The following is a 17,966-nucleotide window of genomic DNA, read 5'->3' on the forward strand; positions in this document are numbered from 1 at the left end:
GCCCGGGGCGGCCGCCCCGCATGGGGGCGGCACCCGTGGGCAGCCACCGGGATGGGCGTCAGCGGCCGGCCTCTTCCGGCTGTACCCGGAACCAGGCCGCGTACAGCGCCGGCAGGAACACCAGCGTCAGCACCGTGCCGACAATCAGCCCGCCCATGATCGAGATCGCCATCGAGCCGTAGAACGCGCTGCGCGAGAGCGGGATCATCGCCAGCACCGCCGCCAGCGCGGTCAGCACGATCGGCCGGAAACGGCGCACGGTGGCATCGATGATCGCGTGCCAGCGGTCATGTCCCGCATCGATGTCCTGCTGGATCTGATCGATCAGGATCACCGAGTTGCGCATGATCATGCCGGCCAGCGCGATCGTGCCCAGCATCGCCACGAACCCGAACGGTACCCGGAACAGCAGCAGGAACAGGGTCGCGCCGATGATGCCCAGCGGTGCGGTCACCAGCACCATCGCCGCCCGCGAGAAACTGCGCAGCTGCAGCATCAGCAAGGTCGCCACCACCGCCAGGAACAGCGGCAAGCCGGCCTTGATCGAATCCTGCCCGCGCGCCGAGTCCTCGACGGTACCGCCGGTTTCCAGCAGGTAGCCGTCCGGCAGCGCGGCGCGGATCTGCGCCAGTGTCGGCAGGATCTGCTCGACCACGCCCACCGGCAGGGTGTCATCGCCGATATCGGCCCGCACCGTCACCGTCGGCAGGCGGTCGCGATGCCAGATGATGCCGTTCTCGAAAGTGGATTCCAGCGTCGCCACCTGCGCCAGCGGCACCGCCGCGCCGCTGGCCGTGGGAATGGCCAGGCTGGCGAGCATCTCCAGCCGCGCGCGTTCATCCTCGGGCCCGCGCAGCAACATGCCGATCTGGCGGTTGCCTTCGCGGTAGGTGCTCACGTTCATGCCCGACAGCGAGCTGGTCAGGAACTGTGCGACCTGCGCACTGCTCACGCCCAGCGCTCGGGCACGCTCCTGGTCCACCACCAGCCGCACCACCTTGCTCGGCTCGGACCAGTTGAGGTTGACGTTGGCGGTGTGCGGATTCTCGCGGACCTTGTCGGCCACTTCGCGGGCGATGGCCTGCACACGGTCGATGTGCTCGCCGGAGACGCGGAACTGCACCGGATAGCCCACCGGCGGGCCGTTCTCCAGCCGGGTCACGCGCAGCTGCACGTCGGAGAACTGTGGCACCACCTCGTCCAGCAGCCACTGGCGCACGTCCTCGCGCGCGTGGATGTCATCGGCCAGCACCACGAACTGGGCGAAATTGGTCGCCGGCAGCTGCTGGTCCAGCGGCAGGTAGAAGCGCGGCGACCCGCTGCCGACATAGCCGACGAAATTGGCGATGCCGCTGCGCTGCTTCAGCAAGGCCTCGAACTTCTCCGCCTGCGCCTGCGTGGCGGTCAGCGAAGCGCCTTCGGCCAGCTCGATGTCCACCATCAGTTCCGGCCGGGTCGAGTCGGGGAAGAACTGCTGCGGCACGAAGCGGAACATCACCAGCGAGAACACGAACAGGCCGATGGTGGCGAAGATCACCAGCCAGCGCCGGCGCAGGCTGGCATCGAGGAAGCGGCGGAAGCGCTGGTAGAACGCGCTCTTGTACGGGTCGTGGTCGTGCGCCAGCTGCTTGGGCGCGATCAGGTTGGCCAGCGCCGGATTGCGGTCGGCCCAGCGCAGCCGCAGCGCGTGCCAGCGCCCGGCAAGCGTACCCGGCTTCGGCGGCTGCGGGTTGTGCAGGTCCGGCAGCATCTTGTCGCCCAGGTACGGGATGAACAGCACCGCGGCGATCCACGACACCACCAGCGCGATGGTCACCACCTGGAACAGCGAGCGCGTGTACTCGCCAGTGCTCGATGCGGCGGTGGCGATCGGCAGGAAGCCGGCGGCGGTGATCAGCGTGCCGGTCAGCATAGGGAACGCGGTGCTGGTCCAGGCGAAGCTGGCCGCGCGCAGGCGGTCATAGCCCTGCTCCATCTTGGTGGCCATCATCTCCACCGCGATGATCGCGTCATCCACCAGCAGGCCCAGCGCCAGCACCAGCGCGCCCAGCGAGATCTTGTGCAGGCCGATGTCGAAGTAGTGCATCACGAAGAACGTCATCGCCAGCACCAGCGGAATGGTCACCCCGACCACCAGCCCGGTACGCAGGCCCAGCGAGAAGAAGCTGACCAGCAGCACGATGATCACCGCCTCGGCCAGCACCTGCACGAACTCGCCGACCGATTCCTCCACCGCATGCGGCTGGTCGGACACCTTGCGCAGCTCCATCCCGGCCGGCAGCGTCTTCTGCAGCCGTTCGAATTCGGCATCCAGGGTCGCGCCGAGTTTGAGGATGTCACCGCCCTGCTTCATCGCCACCGCGATGCCGATCGCGTCCTCGCCCATGAAGCGCATCTTCGCCGAGGCCGGATCGGCAAAGCCGCGTTTGACCTGCGCGATATCACCCAGATGGATGGTGCGGTCGCCGGCGCGGATCGGAAACTGTTCGATCGCCTCGACCGAATCGAACTGCCCGGTCACGCGCAGCTGCACGCGATCACTGGCGGTTTCGAAGAAACTGGCTGGCGCAACCGCATTCTGCTGCGCCAGTGCCTGTTGTACCTGCTGCAGCGAGATGCCCAGCGTGGCCAGCTTGGTGTTGGACAACTCGATCCAGATCTTCTCGTCCTGCAGGCCGAGCAGATCGACCTTGCCCACGTCGGCCACCCGCTGCAGTTCCAGCTGGATGCGGTCGGCATAGTCGCGCATCAGCGCGTAATCGAAACCCTTGCCGGTCAGCGCATAGATGTTGCCGAAGGTGTCGCCGAACTCGTCGTTGAAGAACGGCCCCACCGTTTCCGCCGGCAGCTGGGTGCGGATGTCACCGACCTTCTTGCGCACCTGGTAGAACAGCTCGGGCACGTCCTTGGAGCGCATCGAGTCGCGCGCCATGAAGATCACCTGCGATTCGCCCGGCCGCGAATACGACTGGATGAACTCGTACTGGCCGGTGTTCATCAGCGCCTTCTCGATCGGCTCGGTCACCTGCCGCGAGACCTGCTCGGCGGTGGCGCCGGGCCACAGCGTCTGCACCACCATCGCCTTGAAGGTGAACGGCGGATCTTCGGACTGGCCCAGATGCTTGTACGACCAGGCACCGATGACCGCCATGGCGATCATCACGAACAGCACCAGCGGACGGTTGCCCAGCGCCCACTCGGAAAGATTGAAGCGGCGCACGCCTCACTCCCCCTGCCGGGTGGCAGCAGCCGGCACGAGTACCGGCTGGTTCTTGCGGTCCACGGCGATCACCGCCTGGCCTTCGCGCAGCAGATGACCGCCGGCGGCGACCACCCAGTCATCGGCTTTCAGGCCTGACAGCACCGGCACCTTGTCCGCGCCGTAGGCACCCAGCACCACCGCGCGCGCCTTCAGCGTGCTGCTGGCCGGCTCCACCACCCAGACACTGCTCTGCTGCGACGAACCGCTCTGCTGCACCGCTGCCAGTGGCACGCTCAACGCCGCCTGCCTGTCCCCGGTCCCGGTAGCGAACACCCGCGCGCTCTGGCCCAGTTCCACCGCATCCAGCGCTTCCGCCGCCAGACTCACCCGCGTCGCGTACGTGCGCGCCTGCGGATCGGCGACGGCCGCGATCTCGCGGATGCTGCCGGGCCAGCGCCGGCCCGGCTGGCTCCACAACTCGACCTGCACCGGCTGGCCGACCCGGAAATCACGGATGCCGCCTTCCGGCAGCGCGATCGCCACCTCGCGGGCGCCGGCAGCGGCCAGCGTATAGACGGTCTGCCCCGCCGCCAGCACCTGCCCGGCCTCGGCCTGGCGGGTGGCGATCACCCCGTCCTCGGGCGCACGCAGCTGCGCATAGGCGGCCTGGTTGCGCGCAACCTCCAGATTGGAACGCGCGGCGTTGGCCTGCGCCTGCGCGGCCTTGAACGCGGCGGCCTGCGCGTCCAGCGCGGAGCGGCTCACCAGTTGCTGCGCCGCCAGCGCCTCGTAACGCTTGTGGTCATCGCGCGCCCGCACCAGATCGGCTTCGGCCGCCGCGTATTGCGCCTGCGCTGCACGCGCCTGCAGCGCGTAGTCGGCTGCGTCCAGTTCCGCCAGCAGTTGCCCCTTCTTCACCTGCGCGCCGGCATCGACATGCCGCCGCAGCAGCTTGCCGCCGACACGGAACGACAGCGCGGCTTCTTCGCGTGCGCGCACTTCACCGGGGAACGCCAGCGCCGCCGCCCCTTGCCCGGCATCCGGCTGCGTCACCAGCACCGGCACCGCTGCCACCGCGGCGGGTTCGGAGTTGCCACAGGCGGCAAGCATGACCATCAGCAGGGTGCCGCCAATCCATCGAACATTTTTCATGGGGAGGAGTCGCATTGTGTGGGGGAAGGTGACGGCAGTTGCCCGCCGTTACTGTACGGATTGGTATGGTATAAATATCAAACCAGCTGGTCTAGTATTACCTGATGTCCTCCCGATCGCACGCCCCTGCCCACGCCAAGCCCACCGCCCGCGGTGCCGGTCCCGGCCGCCCGAAGGATCTGGGCAAGCGCGCCGCCATCCTCGAGGCCGCCAAGGAGCTGTTCATCGAACAGGGTTTCAATGGCATCAGCATGGATGGCATCGCCGCCGCCGCCGGTGTCTCCAAACTCACGGTGTACAGCCATTTCGGTGACAAGGAGACGCTGTTCTCCGAGGCCATCCAGGCCAAGTGCGTGGAAATGTTGCCTGATGAGCTGTTCGTCACCGACTGCGAGGGCCCGTTGCGCGACCAGCTGCTGGGTATCGCCGAGGCGTTTTTCACCCTGGTCAGCAGCGATGCGGCCATTGCCACGCAACGGACGATGATGACCGCCGAGACCGACGACCGGATCCGCCAGATGTTCTGGCAGGCCGGCCCGGCCCGTACCGAGGCGGCGCTGGCCGACTTTCTCGCCGCCCGCGTCGCCCGCGGCGAGTTGCTGATCGACGACCTGCAACTGGCCGCGCGCCAGTTCTTCTGCCTGGTCAAGGGCGAGTTGCACGCCCATATGATGTGCGGCCTGTGTCCTGCGCCCACCGCGCTGGATGCCCGCGCCCACATCACCGCCAGCGTCGACTTCTTCCTGGCCGCCTATGCGCCGCGCTGACAACCTGAACGAACCGGTGGTCGTGATGACTTCCGGCACTGCGGGCCGGGCGGGACGGCAGCGATGCTTGCCCCGCACCTGCGCCTCCTAACCGGTAAAATGGCCGGCCCACTGCGCCGGAATGATGAGCTTTCCCATGACGATCGATTACGCCCACGCCCGTGAAATGATGGTTGAACAGCAGGTACGTCCGTGGGACGTGCTCGACACCCGCGTGCTGGAGGTCCTGGCCCGCCTGCCGCGCGAGGCCTTTGTCGCTGAAAGCCACCGTGCGCTGGCCTATGCCGACGTCGAACTGCCGCTGGGCCATGGCCAGAAGATGATGAAGCCGGTCATCGAAGGCCGCATGCTGCAGGCACTGGACCTGCAGCCGGGCGATGAAGTGCTGGAAGTCGGCACCGGCAGCGGTTTCATCACCGCCTGCCTGGGCGATCTCGCCCGCGAAGTGCTGAGCCTGGAGATCCAGCCGGAACTGGCCGAGCGTGCGCGCCAGAACCTGGATGCCACCAAGCTCGGCAGCAACGTCCGCATCGAAGTCGCCGACGCGCTGGACTGGCAGACACAGCGTCATTTCGACGCGATCTGCATCACTGCCGCGGTGGACACGATCCCGCCGCAGTTCCTCAAGCTGCTGCGTCCGGGTGGCCGCATGTTCATCATCCAGGGCAACTCGCCGGTGATGGCAGCACAGCTGGTCAGGGCCGATGGCAGCATCGAGTCGCTGTTCGAAACCGATATCGCCTATCTGCAGGGCGCCGCTCCTGCTCCCCAATTCCAACTCTGAAACATCCAAGGAAGCCGCAATGACCCGCCGATCCCTCGCTCTTGCGCTGGCAGTCGTCCTTACGCCCCTGACTTCCCACGCCACCGATCTGCTGCAGGTCTACGAGATGGCCCGCAACGGCGATCCGCAGCTGTCCTCGGCCGAATCCGAACGGCTGTACACCAAGGAAGGACAGGTGCAGGCGCGGGCGGCACTGCTGCCGCAGATCAATGGCGATGCATCGCTGGGTCGCACCCGTACCGAGCTGGACGGCATCAGCGGTTCGACCACCAGCAAGAGCCGCGATTACCGCGTCACCGGCAGCCAGACCCTGTTCAACTGGAGCCAGTTCGCCAACCTGCGGGCGCAGCGCGACATCAGCAAGGCCGCCGACTTCACCCTGGATTCGGCCAATGACGAACTGATCGTGCGCTCGGCCACCACCTACTTCAACGTGCTGGTGGCGATCGAATCGCTGACCGCGGCGCAGACCAACGAAGCGGCGGCCAAGAAGCAGTTCGACTACGCCGACAAGCGTCTGGAAGTGGGCCTGGCGCCGATCACCGACGTCCACGAAGCCCGCGCCCAGTACGACCAGGCCCGTGCCAACACCATCCTGGCCCGCAATGCGCTGGAAGACGCCTATCAGGCCCTGACCGAACTGACCGGCCAGCCGGTGCGTGGCCTGCGCGGCCTGCCGGAAGACTTCCGTCCGGAACTGCCGGCCAACCGCGGCAATGTCGACCAGCTGGTCGCCGAGGCTATCAGCCGGAATCCGGCACTCAAGGCGCAGGAGCTGCAGGTCAGCGCCGCCGAATCCAGCGTCTCGGCCGCCCGCGGCAACCACTACCCGACCCTGTCACTGGGCGGCAGCTGGGGCAAGAACGCCAGCTGGGGCGACAGCATCGGCGGTTCCTCGCGCACACCGGACAGCACCAGCAACACGATCGGCCTGACCCTGAGCGTGCCGATCTTCGCCGGCGGTGCCACCCAGTCGCGCGTGCGCCAGGCGCTGGCCCAGCGTGACATGACCCAGGATGGCTACGAGCAGCAGAAGCGTGCGCTGGACCGCAACACCCGCAACGCCTGGCAGACGGTCGTGGCCGGCATCAGCGAAGTGGAAGCCCGCCGCCTGGCGGTGGTGTCGGCGCAGAGCGCCTATGACGCCTCGCAGGTCGGTCTGGAAGTCGGCACCCGCACCGTGCTGGACGTGGTGCAGAACCAGCGCACCCTGTTCCAGGCGCAGCTGGACTACGCGCAGGCGCGTTACAGCTTCCTGCTCAGCCGCCTGCAGTTGAGCCAGGCCGTGGGCAGTGTCGACATCGCCGAAGTGCAGGAGATCAACCGCCTGCTGACCCACGATGCCGAAGCCAGGCTGCTGCCGGAAAGCAGCCAGTAAGCGACACGCCGTGCAACCGTCACCTTGCGCGCGGGGTGACGGCACAGGAAAGGGAGCATGTACGCATGCTCCCTTTTTGTATCCACGGTTTGCACAGGTGACGGTTGCGCCGCGGGATCAATGCCAACGTGGCCGCAACCGGCCATCCACGGCGAAGCGGTAGCGGCCTTCGGCCCAGCCGCGACCGAACAGGGTCAGCATCTGCGCGTAGTAGGCGGGCGCGTCGCGGCGCTGCTGCTCGTGCGTGGGCAGGTTGGACTGCAGCGTCTGCGCCAGCGTGCGTTCCCCCTGCGCCAGCAGGTACGGCACCAGCGCCGCGCGGAATCCGTAACCGCCCTCGCCACTGCCTGCACCGCTGCCGGTGTCGACCTTCTCCCACATCGGCCCGCCACCACGCAGCCGCTGCAACGGCCCGGACAACACTTGCAGCTGCGTACGGAACAGCGGATCGCGCGGTGACAGCAGGCCCGCCCACAGGTAGCAGCGGATCGCGTCGTAACTGCCGACCGCGCCCTTGACCGGATCGGTGATGAAGCCACCGGCGCGCCACGCCGCCCAGTCGGGAGCGAAACCGTGCGGCGCGCTCCGCCGCAGCAGTTCCATGGTATTGGCGGCCAGCGCCGCCCACGGCCCTCGGCCATCGACCGCGGCGAAACGGCGCAGCAGCGGCAAAGGCAGGTAACTCGGATTGATGCGGGTGGTGCCATCCTCGACGAACCCGTGCGGGCCCGGCAGCAGCATCGGCCCCAGTCCCGGCAGGTCGACGATCTCCACACGCCGTACCTGCGCCAGCATGTCCGCACCGATGCGCTCCAGCGCGGGGCGGCGCCACAGGCGGCCGCCTTCAAGCAGACCGTAGGCCAGCCACAGGTCCGAATCCGCGGCCGGGTTGTCGTCCAGCACGCCCCAGCCGCCCTTGCTGTCGCGCCCCCACAGCCACGCCGGCAGGCGCTTGCCCATGTCGCCGTCGGCGAGGTTGTCCACCGTCCAGGCCAAGATGCGGTCAAACAGCGCCTGGTCGTTGTCGACCAGGGCGAAGAACAGCGCGTACGACTGGCCTTCCGAGGTCGAGCGCAGGTCGTCCTGGCTGCGGTCGATCATGCGCCCGTCGGCGCTGAGGCTGCTGTCCACCAGCACCCGCCATTCCGGCCAGCCGGTGTCCGCGCATGCGGCTGGCAAGACGCCCAGAAACGGTACGGCGGCCATCGCCTGCAGCAGCGCGCGGCGTGTGAGGTCAGCGGAATTCGCCATAGGACACCAGCGGTGAGACCGGTAGCGGCAGATTGCCCTGCCAGGGTTTCAGGGTGGAGCGCAGATAGATCTGGAACGTGTTCGGCGAATAGTCCTGGCTGCGCTGCACGGTGCCGGCGGCACCGAGTACCAGGCGGTCACCAAGCCGGCGCTCGACCGCCATGTACAGGCGGTGGCCGGTACCGGCGCTGCTGGAGTCGGCGGTGTACAGGCCGGCCGGGTCCAAGGTGAGCGGGCCGAACAGCGGCTGCAGCTGTTCGATCACCCGCCCGATCAGCGACTGTTCGGGGAAGCGGCTGATCGACGCGGTGCGCGCATTGGAAACACTCAACGAAGCATCCACGCGCAGCGACCAATCCTGGTTGCGCCAGGCCAGGCTCAGCGGCACGCTCAGCGAGGCGTAACGCTGCGGGCTGTAGTAACCGCCCTGCCCCAGCGAATAGCCGCCCAGGTCGTACGCGTAACGCCAGTACATGCCGGTCAGGCCGACGTCCAGGCGCAGGTCCGGGCGCTGGATCAGCTTGTGGTACCAGCCGGCCATGGCGCGCGCGCGGTCGTTGTCCATCACGTTGCGGCCGGTCAGGCGGTGCCAGCTCCAGTTCGACCAGATGCCATTGCGGCCGCCTTCGTCGTAGCCGAGGCTGAAGGTCACGCCGTTGGCGGTGACGCCGCCCCAGACGATGCCGCTGCGCGGGTCGATGGCGCCGGCCTGCGACAGCAGCGAGTTGGTCATGGGCCGCCGCGAGAGCGTGGCGCCCCAGCCGAGCCGGCCGAGGTCGCCGTTGACGGTGACGCCGCCGAGCCAGTTGCCGACCGCGTAACCGGCGGGCGTATGGCCGATGTCGAGGTTCCAGCGGTCGTCGAGGGTGCGCCAGCCCACCGCGAAGCCGGCGCTGGAGTTCATGCGCTGGCGCAGGCGGGTGTCGCAGCCCGGCGCCTGCAGAGAGCTGCCGTCGGGGCGCAGCAGCGAAAGGTCGCAGCTGCCGAAGTCCTGGTCGTGGAAGCCGTTGGCGTCGGTTTCGAAACGGCGCGCATCCAACCGCACCTGTTCCAGCCGCGCCCAGCCCAGTCCGCCGGCGAACGGCGCGTCGAGGTGGACAATGCGGGTGTCGCGCGAGAGCCTGGAGATGCCCGGCGTGCCGTCGCTGCGCCGCCCCGAGTCCTGCATCACGGTCAACGTCGGGTTCTGCTGCTGGTACAGCGTTTCCACGTCGCTGCGCAGGCTGCGGCGCAGCCACTCGTCGCCGGCGGTCTCGCGGCTGGCGAAGGTAAGCGCGCGGTTGTCGCGCGGCTGCGCCTGCTGTGGCGCGATCAGCCCGTCTTCCTCCATCGCGCGGGCGTACATGTCCAGCGCCTGTTGCGGATCGCCGGCGCGCAGCAGCCGCGCCAGGCGCAGGTTGCGCAGCTCGTCGGCGTAGAGCGCGCGCTGCGCCGCCGGCAGGCTGGCGGCATAGGTTTCCAGCTGGGACGGATCGGTGCGCCCGTAGAACTGCACCAGCTTGCGGATCACGTTGGCGTCGTTCGGCGCGATGCGCCGCGCGGCCTGCAGCTCGCTCCAGAGCCGCGGTGCCTGCCGCAGGCGCTCCTCCACCGCTTCGACCTCCTCCGCATCGGCGAGCGCCCCATGGGGCAACAGTGCCAGCCCCGGCATCGACTCGAAGGCGGCATCACGCCAGTCGGCATCATCCAGCCAGGCCCGCGCCCAGCCCAGTGTTTCGGCCATGGGCAGGCCCAGGTGCAGGCCAAGCAGGTGGTCGGGGCTGCATTCGACCAGCAGCACCCGTTCCCCCTGCGCGTGCAGGGCATGACCGAGCGCGACAACCATCGTCGTCACCCCGACGCCACCACGCACCCCCTGCAGGGACAGCGTGGTACTCATCGCCGCGGCTCCGCCGCCAGCTCGGCGAACAGCGGCCAGCGCGCAAGCGCCTGCGACCGCGCGCGCTGCGCGGAGAAGTCCAGGTACGGCAGCTCCGGCATCTGCAGGTGCTCGCGCAGGATGTCGATGTCATCCAGTACCGAAGTCAGGTTCATATCCGGTCCGATCGTCATCACCGTTTGTCCTCCGGGTAGGGCGTCCAGTCCTGGCCCTTGAGCTGCAGCCACGGCTTGCCGTCGTACTCCATCACCTTGGCGCCTTCGTTCTCCGACACCGACGGGGTCGTCGGCAGCCCCTGCAGCAGGCCGTCCCAATTGCGCTCGCCGGCGCTGGCCTGGGCGTTGAGCGCATAGATCCGCGTCACCAGTTCGGACAGCGCCAGGTAGCTGCTCGGGGCGGTCACGTGGCGCGGACCGGCCGCAGCCGGGATGCCCATGCCGACCAGCTTCACCCCCACCCGGGACGTGGGTGATGGACGGGCTGGGGATTTCGCGCATGCCCGGGATCTGCATGCGGTCGCCGTGCAGGGCCGCACCGTGCTCGGGCACCACCACCTCGCGGCGTCCGTTCTTCTCCAGCACGTCGATGAACCCCTGCAGGTCGCCCAGCATCATCTGCGCGCGCCTTAATATCAGTTGCTCACCGCGACATTGACACAGAACACTTCCACAGCGCATGTAGAACGTCACATTCATTTTTGTGATGAATGGGTAACCATAGCCGCCCTTGTTCAGGGCGCTGGCGGCAAGCCGAATACCTGCCGTAGATAGGCCAGATATCCCGGGTCGTCACACATGCTCTTGCCCGGCGAATCGCTCAGCTTGGCCACCGGCTGGCCATTGCAGCGGACCATCTTGATCACGATGTTCAGCGGCGTCGGGCCGAGGTCGTTGGTCAGGTGGGTGCCGACGCCGAACGCCAGCTGGCAGCGGTCGCGGAAATAGCTGTACAGGCGCATCACCTTCTCGATGTTCAGGCCATCGCTGAATACCAGGATCTTGCTGGCCGGGTCGGTGCGATTAGCCTTGAAGTGCTGCAACATCCTGTCGCCCCATCTGAAGGGGTCGCCGGAGTCATGCCGTACACCGTCGAACAGCTTGCAGAAGTACATGTCGAAATCGCGCAGGAACGCATCCATTCCGACCACGTCCGACAACGCGATGCCCAGATCGCCGCGATACTCGCGCGCCCACGACTCCAGCGCCGCCACCTGCGAGTCACGCAGACGCGGCCCCAGCGCCTGGAACGCCTGCAGATATTCGTGCGCCATGGTGCCGTGCGGGGTCATGCCGTAGATGCGGGCGAAGTGCACATTGCTGGTGCCGACAAACTGCGGCCCCAGCGCATCCCGCAGCAGCGGCAGCATGTGGCCGTGCCACTGCCGCGAATAGCGGCGGCGGCTGCCGTAATCGGCGATGCGGCAGTTGTCGAAGCCCGGCGTATCGCGCAGCAGCGCCGCCTTGGCCTGCAGGCGGCGCTCGCCTTCGGCGAAGTCCGGCGTCGTGGTGTTGCGGAACCAGACCTCGTTGATGATCGCCAGCAACGGCACCTCGAACAGGATGGTGTGCAGCCACGGCCCGGTGATATCCAGCTCGATCTCGCCGGGCACGGTTTGTGAGGCGCGCAGGTCGATGTACTTGCGGTCCAGATGGAACAGGCCGAGGAAATCGATGAAATCCGGTTTCACGAAACGCAGCCGGCGCAGGTAGTCCAGCTCCTCGGCGCTGAAGCGCAGGCTGCACAGGTGGTCGATAGCCGCATTGATCTGGTCGAGGTAGCGCGCCAGATCGATGCCGGGCGTGCGGCACTTGAAGCGGTACTGGACGAGGGCACCGGGATGCTGGTGCAGCACCGCCTGCATCATCGTGAATTTGTAGAGGTCGGTATCGAGCAGGGACGGGATGATCATGGGCGCATTATGCGCCGCCCTCCCCTGCGCACCGCGTGCAGGACGCGCCCGGCCCGGGCCGGGCGCGCGCATGGACGTTTATTCGTCGCCAGCGTAGGGCGAGCGCAGCGGCCGCGGCTGCTTGCCCAGGCCCGAGCCAAGACGGTCGAGCAGGAAACGCAGGTAGAGATTGGTGCCGAGCTGGCGGTAGTCCCGGGCATTGTTGAATTCCATGCGCCCGCCCAGGAACAACTGCGAGGACAGTTGCCACTCGGCCGCTGCACTCAGGTTGTAGGACACGCCGGTCTTGGTTTGGCCGTCATAGACCGGCGCCACATAGCGCGGGGTCAGGCCCAGCAGCGCCGCCAGCGATGCTGCATCGTAGGCCTCCTGCTGCATCACCGGGTCCAGCGGGAAGTAATCCGCCGGGTCTTCCTTGAAGCTCTGTACGCCGACGCTGGCATCGATCTGCCAGGCCAGGCGCTGCGCGGCGTCGCGCCCGTTCCAATGCAGCGGCACGCTCACGTCGACGTAGCGCTGCGGACTGAAGTAGCCGCCGTGGCCATAGGTGAAGCCACTGAGGTTGCGGTCGTACTGCATCGCGGTCAGGTTCAGGCCCGCGGTCAGCGACTGGTTCGCCGTTTCCAGCGCATGCACATAGACCCCGGCGCCCAGTTCCTGGCGGTCGTTGTCGGCCACGTGGGTGCCCTGCAGGCGATGCCACGCCAGGCTCGCGTAGCCACCGAGCAGGCCGTTGTCGACGGTCGCGGCCATGCGTGCGCCGGTCGCGGTGACGCCCCCCCATTGCAGGCCGTTGCGCAGATCGCTCACGCCGGCGAAGGACAGCAGGCTGTCGGTGACCGCACGCCGAGAAGCTTCGCCCGACCAGGTCAGGGTGTCGCCGATCTGGCCGCGGTAACCGAGGCCGCCGACGATGTTGGATTCGCCAAAGCCCAGCGGCGTGGTGCCGACATCGGCGCTGAAGCCGCCCTGCTGGAACCCGACCGACACGCCGGCGCCGCTGGCATCCTGCGACCCCAGGCGGCGCGCGCCGGCGGCATTGGCCACCATCGCGTACAGCGTGTCCTGGAAGGCCAGCGGGGTCTGCGAAGCGCTGCTGCCGCCAGCCAGGGCCTTCAACTGGGCCTGTTCGGCCGCGCTGAGTCCACGCAGCAGAGCGCTGTTGCCGAGTACCTGCCGGGCGATGTCGGCGATCGGCGTATTGCCTAGGTCGCGGCCGAGCATGTAGTCCGGCAGCGGATCGGCATACAGCAGTTCCAGCGTGGCCTGACGGCGCTCGGCCGCGGTGAGCGTGGCGTCGGTCTGGTTGAACAGCTCCTGGTAGCGGCCGTTGTCCAGCGCACGCTCGTAGATGAGGTTGCGGGTCGCGGTGGTGGCGCCGTTGGTCAGCAGGGTCTGGTACAGCGACGATCCGACCAGGTCGTCGACCGGAGCCCGGTCGGCGGCGAGCGCGCCGGACAGGGCCAGTTGCGGACCTGCGCCGAAACGGCTGCTGGAGGCGTAGGCGGCGTAGGCGCGGCCGGCATCCAGCACCGTCGGCGTCACCGAGACCTGGAGCTTGCCGTCGCCGACGGCGAAGCGGGCTTCCAGCGGCACCTGCAGATCGGCCAGCTGCCCCAGCCCGGCCTCGCCGTCGCGGCTGCGGTAAGCAGCGCCGGCTGCCAGCGCGCTGCTGTTGTCGGCGCGCAGTTCGCGCAGTTCATCGATCACGCCGCGCACCGGCGCGGGTGCCGACAGTGGGCCGGTCATCGAGGCGGAAGCCACGGCGCGTTGCGGCACCGGCGCGGCGGGAGCGGCGGCGAGCGCCAGCACCGGTGCCGGCAGGCCATCGGCACCGATCTGCGGCGCAGGCAGGGCCGCCGCAGCCAGCGGCGCATTGCCGGCGAGCGCGGCGGCGCTGGTCGGCAGCGGCGCGGGATCGGCGCGCAGGGCGACCGGCCGGGTATTGCCGCGGGTGATGCCGGCAAAGGGATTGAAGGCGCGGCCACCGCCGGCCAGGGCGGTACTGGCGCGCGGATAGCCATTGTCCAGTTGCCCGGCACCACGCGCGGCGGCGGCGATGGCCGCCTTGAAGTAGCTCTCGGCACGCCGGTTCTTGCCCGCCGAGCGGTACACGCGGCCGGCCGCGGCCAGCACTTCCGGCGACTGCGGCGACTGCGCCAGCGCCTGCTCCAGGTACTGCTCAGCGGTCCCCAGGTCGCGCATCGCCGCGGCGCTGCCGGCCGCGGCCACCATCCCATCGACGTCGCCCGGGGCCAGCTGCAGCTGCTGCTGGTACAGCGCCAGTGCCTGGCCATGATCGCCGGCCGCGGCATACAGGCGCGCGAGCGCGGCGATGGTCTGCGGATCCTGCGGCTGCTGCGCCAGCACCGGTGCCAGCACCTCGTAGGCGCCTTCCAGGTTGCCGAGTTCGCGCAGCGCGTCAACCTGGCGCAGCACATAGGCGCTGCGCAGCTCCTGCAGGCGCTTGAGCTGGGGCGCAGTGAGATCGGCCTCGCCCAGCTGCCGCAGCAGGGCCGCCAGTTCGGCGTCCTGGCGTGCGCGCAGCAGCACCTGGCCGTACTGCAGGCGCTCCTCCACGCCGGGGTTGCCCTGCATCAACCGCTGCGCCAGCGCCAGCGCGCGCTGCTGGCTGCCGATGTCCGCATAGGCACCCGCCAGCGCCGCCGCGATGGCGGGCTGGGCAGCGCGCGGGCCCAATGCCGATTCGGTCCGGGCAAGCAGCAACTGCGCCTCGCCGACCCGGTTGCCCTGCACCAGCGTGCGCGCCTGAGCGGCCTGCAGCTGGACCCAGGCGGTGTCGTGCAGCGCGCTCATCTCCGCATCGCGCGATGCCGCCGGGATCTTCTCCAGCAGCGCCCAGGCGCCGTTCCAGTCGTTGCGTTCGCGCGCGAACAACGCCTGCGCGAACAAGGCCTGCGGCGAGCTTTCGTCCTGCGCGCGCAGGCCGGCCATGAGACCATCGGCCTGGTCCGGGCGTCCCTGCCGCTGGTAGAGCCGGGCGAGTTCCAGTCGCAGCCACGGATCGCGCGGCTGCTGCAGCACGGCATCCTCCAGTTCGATCTGCGCCATCTCCAGACTGCCCGAGGCGATCGCCTGCTGCGCACGGGCGCGGGCCAGGTTGGCCCGCAGCATCGCTGCGCCACCGGCGCGTTCCTGCTGTTCCGGGGTCAACCGGTCGAACAGCGCCGCCGCCTCGTCGGCGCGCCCCAGACGGCCGAGCAGGCCGCCCAGCCCCTGCAGCGCACCGGCGTTGCCGGCATCCAGCTCCAGCGCCCTGCGGTAGCTCGCCTCGGCCGTGGCGGCGTCGCTGGCGCCCAGCAGGTCGCCCAGCAGTACATGGCCGGTGGGTTCCTTCGGCTGCAGGGCGATGGCCTCGCGCACCTTCGCGACCGCCTCCGGCCCCGGTTGCCGGCGCGCCTCCTGCAGGACCAGCCAGTAGCGCGCGGCGTTGGCCGCACTGCGCCACTTGCCGTTGGCCGATGCCGCCGGGCGCAGCAGTTCGGCGGCCTCGCCGAAACGCTCTTGGCGCAGCCGCACCGAGCCCAGCCCGCCCATTGCCTCGGAATTCTTCGGCTGCGCACGCAGCACCTGGGCAAAACGCGCCTCGGCCACATCCAGGGTACCGGCCTGCAGAGCGCGGAAACCCTCGCCCAACAGGCGCTGGTTCGGATCCGGCGCCGCTTCCGCACGCGCTGCCTGGTCGCGCAGCTGCGCCTGCCGCGCGGCGATTTCACGGTCGTTCGGCTGCTGTTCGAGGAAGGCCTGGAACAGCGCCGCGTCGGCACGGGTGGCGTTGAGCCACAGCAGCGCCTGGCGCCAGGCGGCGCGCGCCGGACCGGCGGTGTCCTGGCGCTGGCTGAGCGTCCTGAGCTGGGCGATGCCCTCGCGCCGGCTCGGTTCACGGTAGGTCAGCACCTGCGCCAGCGCGAGCGCGGCGGCGCCGTTGTCGCGGTCGGCAGCCACCAGCCGGCGCAGGCCGTCGCGCGCGCGCGCCCAGCCATCCTGGGTGCCGGCCAGTACCTGGTAATACTCCAGCGCGAGGTTGTCCGGCGGCCCGCCGGCGCCGAACACTTCGTCGTAGGCCTTGATCGCTTCGGCATAGCGGCCGGCCGCGGCCGCGCCGCGCGCCGCCTGCAGCGAGCCCGCGCCGGCGGCGGCGCCGCCACCGGCAAGCGCCGCACGCAGCCGCGCGGTCTGCGCCGCCGACGGGTGCTTGGCCTGCAGCTGCTGCAGGCGCCGCTGCGCGTCGCCGCGGCGCCCCTGGTTCAGGTCGATCATGCCCAGACCCAGAAGCGCATCGGGCTGCGCCGGGTCGGCCGCCAGCAGCTTGCGCCATGCATCGGCGGCCAGATCCTCGCGCCCTTGGTCGAGCCAGTAGTTGCCCTGGTTGACCAATTGCTGCGTGGACGCGGCGTTCTGGCTCCATGCCGGGGCGGTCAGCACGCACAAGCCGAGCAGGCAGAGGGGTTTCAGGTTTTTGCGGAACATGTGTGACTCCACGCGGGCAGCAGGCGCCCATCGGCAGCAAAACGGAAACGGCGATCCATCCAGCCGCGCCCGAACAGCACCAGGACGCGGTCGTAATAACCAAGGGCGTCGGCCGCGGGGCCTGGCGCCGGAATGTGGGCGGCCTGCGCGGCGGCCATGGCCGGTTGGCCCAGTGCCGACAGGTAAGGCAGCAGCGCGGCGGAGAAGCCGGCCGGCGCGGCGCCGGTACCGGAACCGCTGCGCGTCTGGATCTTCTCGGCGAAACCGCCCTGGGCGCGCAGCAGCCGTACCGGGCCCGGCAGCGCGTCGAGCAGTTGCCGCCGCAGCGGTTCGCCCGGATCGGTCATGCCCGCCCACAGGTAGCAGCGGATAGCGTCGTAACTGCCCACCGCGCCCTTGGATGGATCGGCCACGAAGGCCTCGCCGTTCCAGGCGATCCAGTCCGGCGCGAAACCGGTCGGCGAGGCCGCGCGCAACATCGCCACGCTGCGTTCGGCCAATCGCGCCCAAGGACCGCGCGGCTCCACCGCGGCGAACCGGCGCAGCGCGAACAGCGGCAGGTAGCTGGGATTGAGGATCCAGCGGTCACGGTGCACGAAGCCGCGGTTTCCCGGCAGCAGCATCGGGCCGAATTTCGGCAGCTCGACCACTTCGGCGCTGCGCATCAGCCCCAGGATCTGGCGCCCGGCCTGGGCCAGCCCGGGCCGGTTCCACAGGCGGCCGGCCTCGAGCAGTGCGTAGGCGATCCACAGTTCGCCGTCCGAAGCGGTATTGCCGTCGAGCACGCGCCATTGCCCGTCGCCGGCGCGTCCCCACAGCCACGCCGGCAGGTTTAGGTCCGGGCGCCCGCCGCACAGGTGGCGGCGCGTCCACGCCAGAATGCGGTCGAACAGCACCGGGTTGTTGTCCACCAGCGCGAAGAACAGCGCGTAGGACTGCGACTCGGACGTGCTGCGCTGGTCCGGGTAGGAAAAATCGATGACCCGTCCGTCGTCCTGCACGTGCCGCTGCACGAAAGCGTGCCAGTCGCGCCAGGGCGTGCCGCAGGCGATCGCCGCCGCCCGCGCCGGACAGGCGGCCAGCCCCGCCGCCGCGGCCACCAGGCCGAGGACGTCGCGCCGGGACAGCATGGCCGGACCGTCCTCGCCCATGC

12 protein-coding genes and 1 pseudogene are annotated in these 17,966 nt (G+C 69.1%); 3 read left to right on the forward strand and 10 right to left on the reverse strand.

Annotated features, from left to right (window positions below; all coding sequences use genetic code 11):
* Window positions 1–58 precede the first annotated feature (58 nt).
* Window positions 59–3,220 carry an efflux RND transporter permease subunit gene (locus ACSBPQ_RS11975; protein ID WP_442682360.1) on the reverse strand — a complete coding sequence of 1,054 codons (3,162 nt, stop codon included), beginning with the start codon at window positions 3,218–3,220 and terminating at the stop codon, window positions 59–61.
* 3 nt (window positions 3,221–3,223) lie between these two features.
* Window positions 3,224–4,354, reverse strand: coding sequence for an efflux RND transporter periplasmic adaptor subunit (locus ACSBPQ_RS11980; RefSeq protein ID WP_442682361.1), 1,131 nt, complete (start codon window positions 4,352–4,354; stop codon window positions 3,224–3,226).
* Window positions 4,355–4,458: 104 nt separating this feature from the next.
* On the opposite strand from ACSBPQ_RS11980, the gene ACSBPQ_RS11985 reads away from it, so the two are divergent.
* The 3 genes from ACSBPQ_RS11985 (at window position 4,459) to ACSBPQ_RS11995 (ending at window position 7,283) form a co-directional block, all read left to right on the forward strand.
* Complete coding sequence (locus ACSBPQ_RS11985) at window positions 4,459–5,121, forward strand: TetR/AcrR family transcriptional regulator (protein ID WP_442682362.1); 663 nt, start codon at window positions 4,459–4,461, stop codon at window positions 5,119–5,121.
* A gap of 136 nt (window positions 5,122–5,257) precedes the next feature.
* On the forward strand, window positions 5,258–5,905 hold the full coding sequence (locus ACSBPQ_RS11990; protein WP_442682363.1) for a protein-L-isoaspartate O-methyltransferase family protein: 648 nt from the start codon (window positions 5,258–5,260) through the stop codon (window positions 5,903–5,905).
* Window positions 5,906–5,924: 19 nt separating this feature from the next.
* Window positions 5,925–7,283 carry a TolC family outer membrane protein gene (locus ACSBPQ_RS11995; protein ID WP_442682364.1) on the forward strand — a complete coding sequence of 453 codons (1,359 nt, stop codon included), beginning with the start codon at window positions 5,925–5,927 and terminating at the stop codon, window positions 7,281–7,283.
* Between the two features lie 117 nt (window positions 7,284–7,400).
* Here ACSBPQ_RS11995 and bcsZ (ACSBPQ_RS12000) read toward each other — a convergent pair whose 3' ends face one another.
* The 8 genes and pseudogenes from bcsZ (ACSBPQ_RS12000) to bcsZ (ACSBPQ_RS12035) form a co-directional block, all read right to left on the reverse strand.
* The gene (gene bcsZ, locus ACSBPQ_RS12000; RefSeq protein WP_442682365.1) at window positions 7,401–8,534 is read right to left on the reverse strand and encodes a cellulose synthase complex periplasmic endoglucanase BcsZ; all 1,134 of its coding nucleotides are present in this window, start codon (window positions 8,532–8,534) and stop codon (window positions 7,401–7,403) included.
* Window positions 8,518–10,413 (reverse strand): cellulose synthase subunit BcsC-related outer membrane protein, encoded by a 1,896-nt coding sequence (locus ACSBPQ_RS12005; RefSeq protein ID WP_442682366.1) that lies wholly within the window; start codon window positions 10,411–10,413, stop codon window positions 8,518–8,520. The genes bcsZ (ACSBPQ_RS12000) and ACSBPQ_RS12005 overlap by 17 nt, the downstream gene beginning before the upstream one ends.
* Complete coding sequence (gene bcsR / locus ACSBPQ_RS12010; protein ID WP_442684578.1) at window positions 10,410–10,586, reverse strand: cellulose biosynthesis protein BcsR; 177 nt, start codon at window positions 10,584–10,586, stop codon at window positions 10,410–10,412. The genes ACSBPQ_RS12005 and bcsR overlap by 4 nt, the downstream gene beginning before the upstream one ends.
* Window positions 10,586–10,849, reverse strand: a complete 264-nt coding sequence (gene bcsG, locus ACSBPQ_RS12015; RefSeq protein ID WP_442682367.1) for a cellulose biosynthesis protein BcsG — start codon at window positions 10,847–10,849, stop codon at window positions 10,586–10,588. Before bcsG (ACSBPQ_RS12015) ends, bcsR begins: the two co-directional genes overlap by 1 nt.
* Before the next feature lie 76 nt (window positions 10,850–10,925).
* Window positions 10,926–11,108: pseudogene (bcsG, locus tag ACSBPQ_RS12020) on the reverse strand (cellulose biosynthesis protein BcsG); the annotation flags it as partial.
* A 35-nt stretch (window positions 11,109–11,143) separates the two neighbouring features.
* Window positions 11,144–12,322, reverse strand: coding sequence for a nicotinate phosphoribosyltransferase (gene pncB / locus ACSBPQ_RS12025; RefSeq protein WP_442682368.1), 1,179 nt, complete (start codon window positions 12,320–12,322; stop codon window positions 11,144–11,146).
* Window positions 12,323–12,400: 78 nt separating this feature from the next.
* Window positions 12,401–16,813 (reverse strand): cellulose synthase subunit BcsC-related outer membrane protein, encoded by a 4,413-nt coding sequence (locus tag ACSBPQ_RS12030; RefSeq protein WP_442682369.1) that lies wholly within the window; start codon window positions 16,811–16,813, stop codon window positions 12,401–12,403.
* The gene (gene bcsZ / locus ACSBPQ_RS12035; protein WP_442682370.1) at window positions 16,795–17,964 is read right to left on the reverse strand and encodes a cellulose synthase complex periplasmic endoglucanase BcsZ; all 1,170 of its coding nucleotides are present in this window, start codon (window positions 17,962–17,964) and stop codon (window positions 16,795–16,797) included. Before bcsZ (ACSBPQ_RS12035) ends, ACSBPQ_RS12030 begins: the two co-directional genes overlap by 19 nt.
* Between the last annotated feature and the right edge of the window lie 2 nt (window positions 17,965–17,966).

This window comes from Stenotrophomonas sp. JC08 (genome assembly GCF_052180205.1).
Lineage (GTDB): Bacteria > Pseudomonadota > Gammaproteobacteria > Xanthomonadales > Xanthomonadaceae > Stenotrophomonas.

Coding starts and splice junctions, on each gene's coding strand:
- pncB (WP_442682368.1), bottom strand. CDS start 12,322: ATGATCATCCCGTCCCTGCTCGATACCGACCTCTACAAATTCACGATG.
- ACSBPQ_RS12030 (WP_442682369.1), bottom strand. CDS start 16,813: ATGTTCCGCAAAAACCTGAAACCCCTCTGCCTGCTCGGCTTGTGCGTG.
- ACSBPQ_RS12005 (WP_442682366.1), bottom strand. CDS start 10,413: ATGAGTACCACGCTGTCCCTGCAGGGGGTGCGTGGTGGCGTCGGGGTG.
- bcsR (WP_442684578.1), bottom strand. CDS start 10,586: ATGACGATCGGACCGGATATGAACCTGACTTCGGTACTGGATGACATC.
- bcsZ (WP_442682365.1), bottom strand. CDS start 8,534: ATGGCGAATTCCGCTGACCTCACACGCCGCGCGCTGCTGCAGGCGATG.
- bcsG (WP_442682367.1), bottom strand. CDS start 10,849: ATGGGCATCCCGGCTGCGGCCGGTCCGCGCCACGTGACCGCCCCGAGC.
- ACSBPQ_RS11995 (WP_442682364.1), top strand. CDS start 5,925: ATGACCCGCCGATCCCTCGCTCTTGCGCTGGCAGTCGTCCTTACGCCC.
- ACSBPQ_RS11985 (WP_442682362.1), top strand. CDS start 4,459: ATGTCCTCCCGATCGCACGCCCCTGCCCACGCCAAGCCCACCGCCCGC.
- ACSBPQ_RS11990 (WP_442682363.1), top strand. CDS start 5,258: ATGACGATCGATTACGCCCACGCCCGTGAAATGATGGTTGAACAGCAG.
- ACSBPQ_RS11980 (WP_442682361.1), bottom strand. CDS start 4,354: ATGAAAAATGTTCGATGGATTGGCGGCACCCTGCTGATGGTCATGCTT.
- bcsZ (WP_442682370.1), bottom strand. CDS start 17,964: ATGGGCGAGGACGGTCCGGCCATGCTGTCCCGGCGCGACGTCCTCGGC.